12 protein-coding genes are annotated in these 13,683 nt (G+C 70.4%); 2 read left to right on the top strand and 10 right to left on the bottom strand.

Annotation, left to right across the window (positions count from 1 at the left end):
- Positions 1–189: 189 nt before the first annotated feature.
- The 4 genes from ACH34Q_RS06280 to ACH34Q_RS06265 all read right to left on the bottom strand — a co-directional run bounded on the left by ACH34Q_RS06280 (position 190) and on the right by ACH34Q_RS06265 (position 4,377).
- Positions 190–1,287 carry an FAD-dependent monooxygenase gene (locus ACH34Q_RS06280; RefSeq protein WP_395981791.1) on the bottom strand — a complete coding sequence of 366 codons (1,098 nt, stop codon included), beginning with the start codon at positions 1,285–1,287 and terminating at the stop codon, positions 190–192.
- A gap of 34 nt (positions 1,288–1,321) precedes the next feature.
- Positions 1,322–2,290 (bottom strand): fumarylacetoacetate hydrolase family protein, encoded by a 969-nt coding sequence (locus ACH34Q_RS06275; RefSeq protein WP_395981790.1) that lies wholly within the window; start codon positions 2,288–2,290, stop codon positions 1,322–1,324.
- A 29-nt stretch (positions 2,291–2,319) separates the two neighbouring features.
- A complete protein-coding gene (locus ACH34Q_RS06270) occupies positions 2,320–3,246 on the bottom strand; it encodes a VOC family protein (RefSeq protein WP_395981789.1) in 927 nt (308 codons plus the stop codon).
- A gap of 114 nt (positions 3,247–3,360) precedes the next feature.
- Positions 3,361–4,377: a PDR/VanB family oxidoreductase gene (locus ACH34Q_RS06265; RefSeq protein WP_395981788.1), complete on the bottom strand. Its 1,017-nt coding sequence runs from the start codon at positions 4,375–4,377 to the stop codon at positions 3,361–3,363.
- Positions 4,378–4,573: 196 nt separating this feature from the next.
- On the opposite strand from ACH34Q_RS06265, the gene ACH34Q_RS06260 reads away from it, so the two are divergent.
- Complete coding sequence (locus ACH34Q_RS06260) at positions 4,574–5,503, top strand: LysR family transcriptional regulator (protein ID WP_395981787.1); 930 nt, start codon at positions 4,574–4,576, stop codon at positions 5,501–5,503.
- 48 nt (positions 5,504–5,551) lie between these two features.
- Here ACH34Q_RS06260 and eno read toward each other — a convergent pair whose 3' ends face one another.
- Genes eno through ACH34Q_RS06245 form a run of 3 tightly spaced genes read right to left on the bottom strand, consistent with a single transcriptional unit; the run spans position 5,552 to position 8,891 of the window.
- On the bottom strand, positions 5,552–6,892 hold the full coding sequence (eno, locus tag ACH34Q_RS06255) for a phosphopyruvate hydratase (RefSeq protein WP_395981786.1): 1,341 nt from the start codon (positions 6,890–6,892) through the stop codon (positions 5,552–5,554).
- Positions 6,889–7,890 carry a phosphotransferase family protein gene (locus tag ACH34Q_RS06250; protein WP_395981785.1) on the bottom strand — a complete coding sequence of 334 codons (1,002 nt, stop codon included), beginning with the start codon at positions 7,888–7,890 and terminating at the stop codon, positions 6,889–6,891. Before ACH34Q_RS06250 ends, eno begins: the two co-directional genes overlap by 4 nt.
- Positions 7,887–8,891 (bottom strand): C-terminal binding protein, encoded by a 1,005-nt coding sequence (locus ACH34Q_RS06245; protein WP_395981784.1) that lies wholly within the window; start codon positions 8,889–8,891, stop codon positions 7,887–7,889. Before ACH34Q_RS06245 ends, ACH34Q_RS06250 begins: the two co-directional genes overlap by 4 nt.
- Positions 8,892–9,253: 362 nt before the next feature.
- On the opposite strand from ACH34Q_RS06245, the gene ACH34Q_RS06240 reads away from it, so the two are divergent.
- Positions 9,254–10,036, top strand: coding sequence for an IclR family transcriptional regulator (locus ACH34Q_RS06240; RefSeq protein ID WP_395981783.1), 783 nt, complete (start codon positions 9,254–9,256; stop codon positions 10,034–10,036).
- A gap of 278 nt (positions 10,037–10,314) precedes the next feature.
- On the opposite strand, the gene ACH34Q_RS06235 is transcribed toward ACH34Q_RS06240, so the two are convergent.
- The 3 genes from ACH34Q_RS06235 to ACH34Q_RS06225 are packed head-to-tail and all read right to left on the bottom strand — an operon-like array spanning position 10,315 to position 13,590.
- Positions 10,315–10,917 (bottom strand): TetR/AcrR family transcriptional regulator, encoded by a 603-nt coding sequence (locus ACH34Q_RS06235; protein WP_395981782.1) that lies wholly within the window; start codon positions 10,915–10,917, stop codon positions 10,315–10,317.
- Positions 10,918–10,921: 4 nt separating this feature from the next.
- Entirely contained in the window at positions 10,922–12,052 is a 1,131-nt protein-coding gene (locus tag ACH34Q_RS06230; RefSeq protein ID WP_395981781.1) for a hypothetical protein, read from the bottom strand.
- 14 nt (positions 12,053–12,066) lie between these two features.
- Entirely contained in the window at positions 12,067–13,590 is a 1,524-nt protein-coding gene (locus tag ACH34Q_RS06225) for an FAD-dependent oxidoreductase (protein ID WP_395981780.1), read from the bottom strand.
- Positions 13,591–13,683: the final 93 nt, after the last annotated feature.

Below are 13,683 nucleotides of genomic sequence, written 5' to 3'. Positions count from 1 at the left end.
CACCGACCCTCGGTTGAGAAGGCTCCTCCAGCATCCGAAACGGCCGCCCGTCGAACCGCCGGACCGGCACCGGCTGCTGCGAATAGCCGGAGACCACGCCCGTCCGACGGCTCGGCGGGGTTCCAACCCGATTCCCGCGTTCTCCGAGAACTGGGCGAGAGCGCGGGCCGCGGCGGCGGGTGAGTGGGGTCAGGGTGTTTCGGTGACCATGGCGGCGATGCGGCTCATGGCTCCCGGGACGTCGGCGTCCGGCCCGGGGTCCATCTGCCAGTGCGCGATCTGCAGTGAGGTCTCGACGACGGTGCGGACGCGGTCGATCCGGCGGTCGGTGAAGGTGTCGAAGAGCGCCTGGTCGATGGTGCCGCGTTCGAGGAGGAGTTCGGCGAGGACGAGGGCGTCCTCCAGGCATTGGGCGGCGCCCTGGGCGAGGGTGGGCGGGCAGGCGTGGATCGCGTCGCCGATGAGGAGGACGTTGCCGCGGTTCCAGGGGCGGTCGACCAGCAGTGACTCGAACCAGGTGTAGTTGATCCGGGTGGAGTCGGTGATGCCGGGCTTGATCTCGTCCCAGGCGCCGCCGTACGGCTCGGCCAGGGCGCGCATCATTTCGGCCAGGCGGTCGGTGGGGACGGTGGTCTTGTCCCTGGCCTTTTCGACGAGGTAGGCGTAGATGGTGTCTGGGCCGGTGGGGCAGTATCCGGCGATGTAACAGGGGCCGCCGTACATCAGTTCGGTGCGTTCGATGCTCTTGGGGCGCCGGGTGTGGGCCCGCCAGGCGCCCATGCCGACCGGTCGCGGCTCGATGTCGATGCCGAGCATCCGGCGGACGGACGAGCGGATCCCGTCCGCGCCCACGACCAGGTCGTACTCGCCGGTGGTGCCGTCGGCGAACCGGACCGGGTCGACCGAGGTGACGGTGCGGCCGAGCATCAGGCGCGCGCCGGCGCGTTCGGCGGCGTCGACGAGGATGGCGCACAGGTCCGGGCGGTACATGCCGAGCGAGGCGGGAAGGCCGGGCCCACCGGATTTGATGTCCTGGGTCTCGAACATCAGGGTTCCGTCGGGGGTGCGGATGCCGAGGGAGTCGAAGGCGTAGCCGCTGTTCCGGATCTGTTCCCATACGCCGAGTTCGCGCAGCACCCGCAGGGCGTTGCCTTGGAGGGTGATGCCCGAGCCGAGCGTGCTCCAGGCGGGCTCGCGTTCGGCCAGGTCGACCGTGACGCCCGCGCGTGCGAGCAGGATGGCCAGGCTGGTTCCGGTGATGCCGCCGCCGACGATGAGAACCTTCATGATGCCTCGCTGTGCTGGGGTGGGGGAGGGACGGTCAGGCGGGTGCGCAGTGGTTGCGCTGGGTGCCGATGCCGGTGATGGCGGCTTCGATGACGTCGCCGGGGCGCAGGTAGCGGTTCCACTGGCCGCCGTTGCCCTTGGGGCTTCCGGTGAGGATGAGGTCGCCGGGGAGCAGCGTTGTCGAGGCGGAGGCGTCGGACACGAGCCGGGCGATGTCGAAGATCATGTCCTGGGGGGTCTCGTCCTGCATGACCTGGCCGTTGAGGGTCATGGTGAGGCGCAGGCCGTACGGGTCGCCCAGGAACGGCGCGGGTACGAGGAACGGCCCGGTCGGCAGGAACGTCGGCTGGTTCTTGGCTCGCAGCCAGTCGCCGCCCAGGGCGCGGTGCTCGGGGGAGAACTGCCAGTCGCGGGCGCTGATGTCGTTGCAGACGGTGTATCCGGCGATGTGGTCCATGGCCTGCTCGGGCGTGATGTGCCGTCCCGGCCGGCCGATGACCGCGGCGAGTTCGACCTCCCAGTCCGGCTGCTGGGCGCCCGCGGGCAGCAGGACGTCGTCGTGCGGGCCGCACATGGCCGACGGCAGGCCGATGAACAGGAACGGCCGTCCCCGCGCGAACTCCTCGACCTCGGCTTCGGCGGCGTGCCGGGCTTCCTGCGCGCCCTGCCCGTCCGCCACTCGTTTGGCGGTGGCCATCTCCAGCAGGTGGGCGCGGTAGTTGGCGCCGGCCTGGATGATCTGCCGTGGTTCCAGCGGCGGCAGGACGCGAAGGCTCGCCAGGTCGGCCCAGCCGCTGTCCTGACCGGCCGCGAGTTCGTCGAGTCGCGGCCACACGGCGTCCCACTGCTCCAGCAGGCCGCGGACGGTGGCGGCGCCGCGCAGCGCGCCGTCATCGGTCAGGGGCAGCACGCGGTCGCCCCTGACCAGGCCGGCGAACGGCGGCCCGTCGCCGTCCGTGAACGTGCCGAGGGCGAAATGGTGCTCGGCGGACGCGCTGTTCACCGCGTTCTCCTTTCGTTCGGGTGGTGGGTTCAGCGCTTGTAGGGGCGGACGGTCTCGTTGGGCTGCATGGTGAATTCGTGTCCCCACATCTCGGGCCGCTTGCCCTTGCGCACGTCGATGAACCGGGGGGAGCGGGCTTCGGTCTCGGGGATGGCCAGGCCGTCCCAGCCGTACTCGATGAAGAAACCGGCCGGGGTGCGGATGTAGTACGAGACCGTCTGGTCGCCGATGTGGCGGCCCAGCTTCATCAGCATGTCCGGGTTCTGGTCCCCGCCCAGGACGTCGTAGTAGGAGTAGCCGACATCGTCGAGAGAGTTGCATTCGAGGTAGACGTGGTGCAGCCCGAGCAGCTCGGGGATCTCCAGGAACGCGACGCTGTGGTGGCGGGGGTTGGCGCGCAGGAACCACATGTCCCCGAGCGGTTCCCGCAGCTTGATGATGTCGCTGGGCCGGAACCCGAGGACGTCGATGTGCCAGTCGACCGCCTTCCGGGCATCGGGGACGACGAACACCACGTGCCCGAGCCCCTGGTCGCCGGTGACGAAGCCCTGGTGGGGACGGGGCGGGTCCCAGTCCTTGTAGCCGCTGGCCTGGTAGCAGAACGCCTCGTACGGCTGGCCGAAGCAGTCCTGGAAGGTCACCAGGTCGAGCACTCCCCGGGAGTCGGCGAGTTCCCGGCCGGCGACCTGCGGGTTCGCTCCGGCCTTGTCGAGCCTGGTCACCAGCGTGTCCAGGTCGCGGTGGGACAGGACCTCCCAGCCGACGTAGGCCAGCCGGTGCTCGTCGCCGGGGTGGATCGACAGGCGGTAGTCGGCGTCGTCGATTTTTATCCGGACGGCTCCGTCGTCCCCGTCGGGGCCGAGCATGCAGCCGAAGGCCTCGGGCGCCCAGGTCCGCCATTGCTCGTAGGCCGGGGACTGCACTCCGACATATCCGAGTTTCGCGATCTCCTGCATCGTGCTTCCTTCCTTGGGCGTTGGTCAGAAGCTAGACAGGTCGGGCCCTGGTCCGGAAATACACATTCGTAATGGCAGCCATCGCGTCCGGGGAATGCCCGGCGGCCGCCGCGTTCAAAGGTCGAGGACGAGCCGTGGGGAGCGGGCCCGGGACACGCACGTGAGGATCGCATCGCCGCGTTCACGCCGCCCCGGTGTCAGGAGCCGGTCGCGATGCTCGGGGACGCCGTCGACCACGTTCACCAGGCAGGCCCCGCAGATCCCGGCGCCGCACGACACCGGTACCAGGACGCCCATCTGCCGTAGCGCGGTGGCCAGCGGCGTCCCCGCCGGGACGGTGAACGTCAGCCGCGACCGGGCCAGGACCAGCTCGACCGGCCGGTCATCGCCGGCCGGCACCGCCCGCGCCGTGAACAGTTGCCGGTGGAGTGTGACCCCTTCCCGCGTGGCTCGTTCCACTGCTTCGACGAACCGGTCCGATCCGCAGGTGTAGACGGCGGTGCCCGGATCGAGGGAGGACAGCAGCGCCGCGAGATCGGTCCGGGCTCCGCCGTCCGTGGCCATCGCGGTGGTACGGACGGCCAGGTCGGGGAGCGCGGCGGTGAGCCGGGCGGTGTCGGCCGAGCGTCCGATGTGGACCATCGACCAGGGCAGATGGGAGGCGGCCACCAGCCGGGCCATCGGGATCAGCGGGGCGATGCCGACCCCTCCGGCGAGGAAGAGATACCGGCGGGCGGACCGCAGCCGGAACCAGCCTCTCGGCCCCCGGTAGTCCAGCCGATCGCCTCGGTTCAGCCGATCGTGCACGAACGCCGAGCCGCCACGAGACTCCTCCTGGCGCTGGACCAGGATCCGCCACTCCCGCCGGTCATCGGTGCGGCCGCACAACGAGTAGGGCCGCACCAGGCCGTTGGGCAGTACGAGATCGATGTGGGAACCGGGCGACCACCCGGGCAGCGCCCGCCCGTCCGGATCGCCGAGGCGCACGAGAACGACGGTCACGCTGAGGGTTTCCTTCCCGAGGACGACGAGCCGTCCGCCGCCGCTCGAGACCGGCCGGGCCCGCCGGGTACGGCCGTACGGTGATCGATTCGACCGACCGGCGTATGAGGAGATCTCAGACGCGTTCATCCGGCGAGAGTACGGGCGATGCAAGGGCGTTCCAGGCCCGAGTCCCATTGCCATCCTTTATGGCAGCCATCGCGATCGCGCCCGGCCGGATACCGGAGCCTGTTGGTGCGTGGCGCACCTGCTTTCGCTGGTTACGCTGTGCCGACCAGGGAGAACGACGCGCGTGACCGGTCGATGAAGGTTGAGGTGAGCGGCGATGGAATTGGGCAGCTTCGATCTCAACCTCCTGGTCGTCCTGGACACGCTGTTGCGCGAGCAGCACGTCACCCGCGCCGCCGAGCGGCTGCATCTGTCCCAGCCGGCGGTCAGCACGGCGCTCGCCAGGCTGCGCAAGGCCCTGGACGATCCGCTGCTGGTCAAGCACGGGCGCAGCCTGGTCCTGACGCCGCGGGCCGAGGCGCTCAAGGGGCCGGTACGGGAGGTGCTGGCGACCGTCGAGCAGTCGGTGCTGCGGCCTCCGCGGTTCGACCCGTCCACCGATGCCCGCACGTTCTCGCTGGTGGCCAGCGACTACATCGGGATCGTGCTGATCCGGCCGCTGCTCACCCGGGTCGGTCCCCAGGCGTCAAGTCTGCGCATCGATCTGCGTCCGGTGTCGCTCGGTTACCTCACCGACCTGCAACGCGACGAGATCGACATCGCGGTGATCCCCGACCGGCTGGTGAACCCGGGCGACCTGCCGGAATGCTCCAGCGCGCCGGCGGTCGAGGACCGGTTCGTCGGTGTCGTCTGGAGGGGGCATCCGGTGGCGTCCGACGGCCGCCTGACGGCCGCCGCCTTCGCCGACTGGCCCTACCTCGCCTATGCCCCCTCCCAGGGCATCAGCCTCGTCGAGGAGGACCTGGACACCCTCGGGATCGCCCGCAACGTCGAGGCCGGGGCCGAGAACTTCGTCTCCATGCCGTTCATGCTGGCCGGCACCATGCTGATCACGATCGTTCCCGAGCGGCTGGCGCTGCGCGTCGCCGAGGCGGCCGACGTCGTCGTGCTGCCTTTGGAGAAGCCGCTGCGCCCGCTCCGCCAGTCGGTGTTCTGGCACTCCCGCCGCGATGCCGACCCCGGGCATGTCTGGCTCCGGGAGGAACTCCTCGCCGCCGCCCGCAGTGAGGCCGCCCTCTCCGAATGAGAGGGCGGCTCAGCACAGGGCCCCTGGTCAGGGCCGTCGGCTTCCGGTTCACATGGGCTCGGCCAGTCCCTGCGCGCCGGCGTAGCGAGCGGCGCCGTCCAGCTCGCTCTCCAGTTGCAGGAGGCGGTTCCATTTGGCGGTACGTTCGGAACGCATGGTGGACCCGACCTTGATCTGGCCGGTGTGCCAGCCGGCCGCGAGATCGGCGAGCCAGGTGTCCTCGGTCTCGCCGGAACGGGCCGACAGCACGGTGGTGTAGCCGGCCTGGTGGGCGCGCCGGACCACGGCGAGGGCGCCGGACAGGGTGCCCGCCTGGTTGGGCTTGACCAGGACGGCGTTGGCCGCGCCCGCTTCGATGCCGCGTTCCAGCCGCTCCACGTTGGTGACGAAGAAGTCGTCCCCGAGTAGCTGCACCCGATGGCCGGAGCCGTTGGTCGTCAGTTTCGGTGTCGCGGCACTCCAGCCGTCCCAGTCGTCTTCGGCCAGTGCGTCCTCCAGCGACACGATCGGGTACCGCGCGCACCATTGCGCCAGTTCTTCCACGAGTTCGGCACTGGTGAGCCGTCGTTGCTCGGCGGCCAGCACGTACCGTCCGTTCTTGTCTAGGAACTGGGTGGCGGCGACATCGATGGCGATGCCCACGCCGTCGCCGCCACCGGTATCCAGGCGGAGTCCGGCACGTTCGACCCCTTGGCAGAGCAGTTCCAGGGCACGCCGGTTGGTGGGCAGCATCGGCCCGAGCCCGCCCTCGTCGGCCACCAGCGCGACCGGAAGTCCGTTGTCCTCAAGGATCTGCGCCGTTCCGGCGCGTACCCGGGAGGCCCACTCGATCGCCTCGCCGAACGATCGCGCGCCCAGCGGAACGGCGAGGAAGTCCTGGACGTCGATGGAACGCCCGGCGTGGGCGCCGCCGGAGATGATGTTCACCATCGGCAGGGGGAGCAGCGGACTCTCGTCGCCGCGGCCGGCCATGCGCGCGGCGTGCCGCCACAGCGGGCCGCCGGTGGCCTCGGCCGCCGCGATCGCCGCGGCGATGGAGACGGCCAGGACGGCGTTGGCTCCCAGGCGGCCTAGATCGGGGGTGCCGTCCAGCTCGCGCAGGGCCGAGTCGAGCCCCTGCTGGTCGGCCGCGTCAAGGCCGCGTACCCGGTCGGCGATCTCGCCGTCGACGTGGGCGACGGCCGTCAGAACGCCGTGGCCGCCGTACCGGCCGGGGTCGCCGTCGCGCAGTTCCAGCGCCTCATGGGTTCCGGTGGACGCCCCGGACGGGACGGTCGCGCGGCCTCGCGCACCGCCGGTAAGGGTGGCCTCGCATCCGACGGTGGGCTTACCGCGCGAGTCGAGGGCCTCCCAAGCGGACAGGCCTTTGATGGTGGTGCCGTTGGTCATGTCAGGATCTCCCAGGCGTACAGCACGCCGTCGATACGTTCGTCGGGGACGGGTTCGGTGAGCAGGCGCCGGCCAAGGGCGCGCACGCGCGGCCGCTCGGCCTCGGTGAGGTAGCCGGCCGGGCTCTTGCCGTCGACACGGGCGAGCAGCAGGCAGCCGACCTGCCGGACCAGCTGCCCGGGATCGTGGACGATCCTGCCCCGGGCGGACTCGGCCACCGCGCCGAGGAAGACCTCGGCCAGTTCCTGGTGGGCACCGGCCGACGCGGGGTCGTGAACGCTCTTGAGCAGCAGATGGGTGAGCAGGAAGGCGGGGTCGAACGTGGCATCGCCGACATGGGCGACCTCCCAGTCCAGCACCCACACCCGCCGTCCGGAGACCAGCATGTTCTTGGGGCTGAAATCCCCGTGGACCAGGCAGTCCCGGGCGCCCAGCATCGCGGTGACGGTGGCCTCGACCACGGGCGCCAGGTCCGGATGCCGCTGCGCCACTTCCCCGTGGAAGGGATCGGCTCGCAGTTGCGCGAAGACGGTGCGGTCGCCGAAGTCGGCCGTCAAGGCCTCGTCGCCGGCCGTACGGCTCTGCCAGGTGCCCAGGACCGTACCCAGCCGGTGAGCGACGCCGGGATCCACGACACCCGACAGCAGATCGTCCTTCCAGTTGGTCCAGTCCCGGGGCGCGCGGGTGATGGCGAGGTAGCCGTCCCAGAAATCGACGACGGCGGGCACCGCGTCCGGCGTATGCGAGTGCGCCAGCCGCAGCGCCTGGGCCTCGGTACGGATCCGTCCCGTGTCGGCCTGCCAGTGGCGCTCCACGCGCAGCACCGGCAGTGCCCGCTTGACGACGAGGTCGATGCCGGGGCCGGTGACGGCGAAGACGTCGTTGGAGACGCCCCCGGTCAGCGGTGCCACCGCCACCTCGTCCCCATCGGTGAGCAGGCCCCGCCCGGTGAGGTGCTCGATGATCCGGCGAGCGTCGGCGGAAGGCGGCGCCATCATCGGGGCCCGAGATCGCGGAGCGCGGGGGACTGGTAAACGGCGGGATTGACCACCGTGGCGGGACGCTCGCCGCGCAGGACCGCCGCGACGTTGCGGGCGGCCTTCTCGGCCAACTCGGCGGTGGAGCCGCCGGAGTAGAAGCCCACGTGCGGGGTGAGCACGGCGAGCGGATGGTCCCGGAGCCGATGGCCTTGCGGGAGGGGCTCGGGGTCGGTGACATCCAGGCCCGCACCCGCGATCACACCGCCGTCCAGCGCCGACAGCAGGGCCTCGGTGTCGACGAGCCCGCCTCGCGAGGTGTTGAGGAGAAAAGCGGTGTCCTTCATCGCCGACAGTTCCTTCTTCCCGATGAGCCCTCTGGTCTGCGGCGTGAGCGGGCAATGCAGCGACACCGTGTCGGCCTCGGCGAGCAGTTCGCCCATATCTGCGGTCACCCGCACGCCTGCCGGCACGTGGTACCCACCGCCGTCGCGGCGATAGGCCAGCACGTCCATGCCGAGGGCCTGAACGCGCGGGACGACCCGCCGGGCGATGTTCCCGAACCCGACGAGCCCCATGACCTTGCCGCGCAGCCGTACCGGAACCCCTCCGGCGCGGTTGTCCCAGCCCCCCGCGCGCACGTCCGCCGCCAGCGGCCCCAGCCGCCGGGCCAGGGCCAGCAGCAGAAGCAGGGCGGTGTCGGCGACCTCGTCCGCGCAGAAGTCGGGGACATTGGTGACGACCATGCCCAGGCTCGTGGCGTGGCCGACGTCGATGTTGTCCAAGCCGACGCCGTACCGCGCGACCGTCCGGCACCGTCCGGCCGCGTCCAGCACGGCGGCGGTCACCGGCTTCCAGCAGGTGAGGATCGCGTCGGCACGCGGAGCCAGCTCGACGAGTTCGTCCTCCTCACCGGTCTCGGCCACCAGCAGTTCGGCGTCCAGGATCCGTCGCTCGACCTCCAGATCGGGCCAGGCGTAGTCGGTGACCAGGACGACCGGCCGTTCTCCGGCGGCGGTCATGAACGTGCCCGGATCCGCACGGCCGCCGATTCAAGGCGGCCGCGGCGGATTTCGGCGAGACGATAGGACATCGCGAACCGCACTCCTCGAAACAGTGATGGGGTCTGCGCACCGAGAACCAGGCGCGCGGTCGATCAAGGGCGGCGCTCGCCGGCCTTGTCGGTGAGCCCAGGGCCACCCATGCTCGCTCGCAGCCGGGCCGCTGACTAGGCGATACGGGTCTTCCGAATCGAATGGCTGCCATCCACCACACCTATTTCACGAGGGGCGGCGGCTGCGATGGCCAAGTCCCGCCGCCGGTATGACAAGGCTGGACCGGTGGGGCACCCGGCGCCCGCTCTCGGTGCTGTCAGGATGAGGGCGTGGCCAGGTCACCCAGCGGAGAGTCGGTCCTCACCAGGGTTGTGCGCATCCTGGATGCGTTCGGTCCCGACACACCGGTGCTCACCGTGAGCGCGATCAGCCGGCGGGCGGCGCTGCCCGTGGCGACGACGGCGCGGCTGGTACGGGAGATGATCGGGCACGGCCTGCTGGCGCGGGACGGGCGGCGCCGGGTGCGGATCGGGACGCGCATGTGGGAGCTGGCTGAGCGGGCATCGCCGGTGCTGGGCCTGCGGCAGGCCGCCCTGCAGTACATGGGCGATCTGCACGCGGTCGTCGGCCACTCCACCCAGCTCGGAGTGCTGGACGGTGACGAGGTGCTGTTCGTCGAGCGCCTCACCGCACCGGGCGCGGTCGTCAACATCACGCGTATCGGGGGACGCCTGCCACTGCACGCCTCATCCGGGGGCTTGGTCCTGCTCGCGCATGCTCCCGCCGAGGTGCAGGAGCGGATCGTCCGGGTCCCGCTGACGGTGCTGACTACGCAGACCATCGGGGACGAGCGGGCGTTGCGGACCGAACTGGCGGAGATCCGGCGCCGCGGATTCGCGTTCTGCCCCGGCCATATCCATCCCGATGCCACCGGCATCGCCGTGCCGGTACGGCAGAACGGTGAGGTGGTCGCCGCGCTCGGCCTGGTCGTACCGAACGACGACACCGCATGGCCACTGCACCGGCCGTTGCAGCTGGCGGGGCTGGCGCTCAGCCGCGCGTTGTGTGCCGACCCGGTCACCATCGACTTCCGGGAGGGTCAGGCGGACTGATCGCCGGTCGAGTCCGATGAAGCAGGCCATCGGGAAGCGTGCGCGACGCCGTCCATGCGCCGGTGACCGGGTGAGACCGAGAGCGGGCGATGTGATGCTCCAGGGCAGGGACAGCAGATCCGCGATCTCGGGGTCGCTCTCGATCCGGGGCAGGAGGTCGTCCGACGCGGTCATGGGCGGGAAGGTAGCAGGAGGTGTCCGTCTGATGCCCGGGCCGGAAATGGACGCTGTCGCGATCGAGTCGCGGTGATTGATCGGTGCGCCTTCGCAGGCGGCGGCTACCGTGCCGTGTTGAACGCGGGGGCCAGCCAGCGGTTGAGGAGGGCGCGGAGCCGGGCTTCGTCCTGCATCGGCCGGCCAGGGTGCTGCAGCAGCGATGTCAGGAGTCGCATGATGATCTCGGCGAGACCGTTGAGATCATCTTCGCCGATGCCGGCGGCCGCCCAGTCGACGGGGAAGCGCTGCAGCATCTTGGCGCCGTAGGCGATGGTGTCCGCGGTGGTGGCGCCGCGGCCGAAGGCGTTGGAGTCCCCGAGTTGCAGCAGCAGGCTCAGCCGCGGCTCGGTGGGGATGGTCCGCACGCAGAAGACCATGCCCTCGACGACGGCCTCGGCCGGATCGCTGATTCCCTGGAGATGGGCGATCAGCCGATCGACGAACGACTCCGCGCCCTGGGCCGCGACCTCGCCGATGATGTCGCTGATCCGGTCGAAGTGGCGGTAGACGGTCTGGCGGGTGACACCGAGCTCGTTCGCGACGTCGGACAGGGTCGTCTTGGCGACGCCGTGCCTGTCGATGCAGCGGGCGGTCGCGTCGACGATGCGCTGCCAGGCCTCGGCATCTGATGCGGGAGGCCGGCCCCCCCAGCCGTGGCGCGCCATGAACCTAGGATCGCACAGGCTCCGCGACCGGGCGCGGCATGGTCGCACGGAACGCGACCAGGATGAATCCGGTCGCGGCGACGGTGCACGCGGTCGCGTACCACAGGCTGCCGATCGGCGTGCCCTGCTCGGTGACTCCGTTGGTGGCCGCGACGTACGCCGGCAATGCGATCAGCCACAGGACGACGTGGACACCCAGGTACAGCGCCGGGTAGATCCGTACGAACAGCGGCGATTCCATCGGATCCACCGTGCCGAGGCGTACCGCGCGCCAGGCGTCCACCAGCAGGTAGAGGCCGATGATCCAGACCACGGCGAGTTCGGTACCGAGGATGGCCCGCTGGATTCCGAGCCGGTCCTCACCGCGGAAGGCGCCGCTGGGGGCGCTCACGATGATCATCGCCAGCGGCGTCAGGGCACCTGCGGCGACGGTCCGCAGGCCGATCCGCCTGCCGGAGAGAGTGCCGCGACCGTCCTTCTCCCCGACCAGGCGGACCACGAGGTAGGTCATCGCGCCGAAGGAGACCGAGGCGAACAGGAGCATGCTGTTCATCGGCACCGAGGCGAACGCCGGCTGGTTGATCGTCTCGTTGTCGTGGTTCCAGGCCCACCACTTCAGCTGGGGCCCCAGGTGGTCGAAGATCTCGTAGAAGACCTGGCAGGCGAACGCGACCGCCACCGAGCCGAGCAGCGGGCCCCGCCGCGCGAAGACGCCCAGGGCCCGGATCAGCTCGTAGGCGAGCTGCGACAGCGCGGGGTAGAAGGCCACGATATAGAGCGGCAGCCGGTCGTACATGAACTGCACCGTGAACACGTTGTGGGAGAAGATGAACCCGACGTGCTCCTCCAGACCGAACCAGCCGGGGAAGTAGAGCGGCGGCTCGATCACGGCCAGGTAGACGACCGAGGCGAACCACAGCGAGATGTTGACCGGGTCGCCGTCGCGCCGCCACCGCCGCCACGCGTGGACGAGCGCGAACACGGCGCCGCCGATGATGAGCAGTTCGAGGACCGGCATGGTGCCGTTCTCGAGGCCGAGCGGGTTGCGGAAGTCGATCACGGGATCGGCGTCGTCGCAGGAGAAGCCGAGTCCTTCAGCGACACGCTCGGCCGCCGCGTCACAGGTGTAGTCCATTCCTGGCCTCCGGGTCAGGCGCCGACGCGGTCGTCACCGCGGCGGGCTCCATTGGACGGCGCACGCCCCGGGCCGCGGTAGCCGGTGAAGTCGGTGCCCGGCGGGTCGCGCCGGGCGTCGAACCCGCCGGGCACCACCGTGCGGCCGAGCCGCCGGCGCACGTTGTAGCGCGCGAGGCCGAACCAGAACCTCGGGTCGGTGATCATCTCCTTGAGCGACTTGTCGAGGTTGAACACCTGGGCGAAGGTCTCCTCGACGTAGGCGTCCTCGCGGCTGGTGGCGTTGATGGCGTTGAAGATCGGCCAGCTGAACCGCGCGGCCAGCCTGCGCCGCCAGGGGGCGGCGACCTCGGTCCCGGTCGCGAAGTCGTAGGCCTGGTCACGTGCCATCGCGAGCATCCAGGGCACCTCGAGGGACTTCTTCTGCCGGTCGAGGAACTCGCGGGAGAAGGCCAGATCCACAGCGTCGCGGCCGCGGAGCAGCCTGCCGAGGATGAGCGCGGAGCGGGCGGCCGAGCTCATCCCCTGCGCGTAGAACGGGTTGAAGGCGCAGACCGAGTCGCCGACGCAGACCAGCCCGATCGGGGGCACGTCGACCAGGTCGAAGCGGCGCCATCTGTTGCCGGTCGAACGAGTCAGGTGCACTTCGGAGGTCGGGGTGCAGGCATCGGCCGCCTGGCCGAAGGCCGTGGCCCGCACACGGCTCAGCGCGGCCTCGAACGCGTCGGTCCTGCGCGGCATCTGGATGCCCCACGATCCCATGCAGACGATGGCGCGGTCGCCCTCGATCGGGAAGAAGTTGCTGAGGAACTCGTGCTCTTCGGGGTGGTCGCCGGTGTCCTGGGTCGGAGTGATGACCAGGTGCTTCCACCACCACGATTCGGGGCGCCGGCCGGCGGGGGGCAGGTCGTACCACCGCGAGATGTAGGTGACCTTGGCGTCGAGGGTCTTCTCCGGTGGCACGGACCAGCCGTCCGCGCCGAGCCAGTCGGTGACCGATGAGCCGCGCCCCAGCGCGTCGACGACCAGGTCGGCGGCCAGGTAATCCTCATCGCCGGCGGAGGTGCGGTACTCGACTCCCTCGACGCGCCCGCGCGTGGTGCCGCCCCCGGTGGACCGCAGCCCGGTGACGGTCACGCCCTCGCGGATCTCGATGGCGGGCAGTTCGCGGACCTTGTCGCGCAGGACCCGTTCGATGAGCACCCGGGAGCTGTAGACCATCGTCATCGAGCCGGACTTGCGCGGGGCCCAGCCGTCGTTCTCGCAGTAGGCCGCGTCCATCGACGGCATCAGATGCATCCCGCCGCCGGCGATCAGCGCCTTCTCGAAACCGGGGAAGATCTCGCCGATCGCGCGGCGGCCGGAATTGAGGAGGAAATGCGGGTGCTTGCTCTGCGGTACCCCCCGGCGGTGCTCCGCGCCAGGCGGAAGCTCGTCCCGCTCCAGCACGACCACCTCGTCGAAGTGCTCCGCGAGCACTCCAGCCGAGCACAGCCCCGCCACGCTACCGCCCAGCACCACGGCCGTCCTGCCCCGCATCCGCACCCGCCACCCTTCATTCATACAAGTGATGGATGAATGTATGTTATGAGGAATGGCAGGTCAACCCTTGGCCGCCCGCCCCGGGCGGTT

It is taken from the genome of Actinomadura sp. 9N407 (genome assembly GCF_044326315.1).
GTDB lineage: Bacteria > Actinomycetota > Actinomycetes > Streptosporangiales > Streptosporangiaceae > Spirillospora.
Note: the sequence above shows the minus strand (reverse complement) of the source record. Positions and strands in the feature narration are given on the sequence as shown.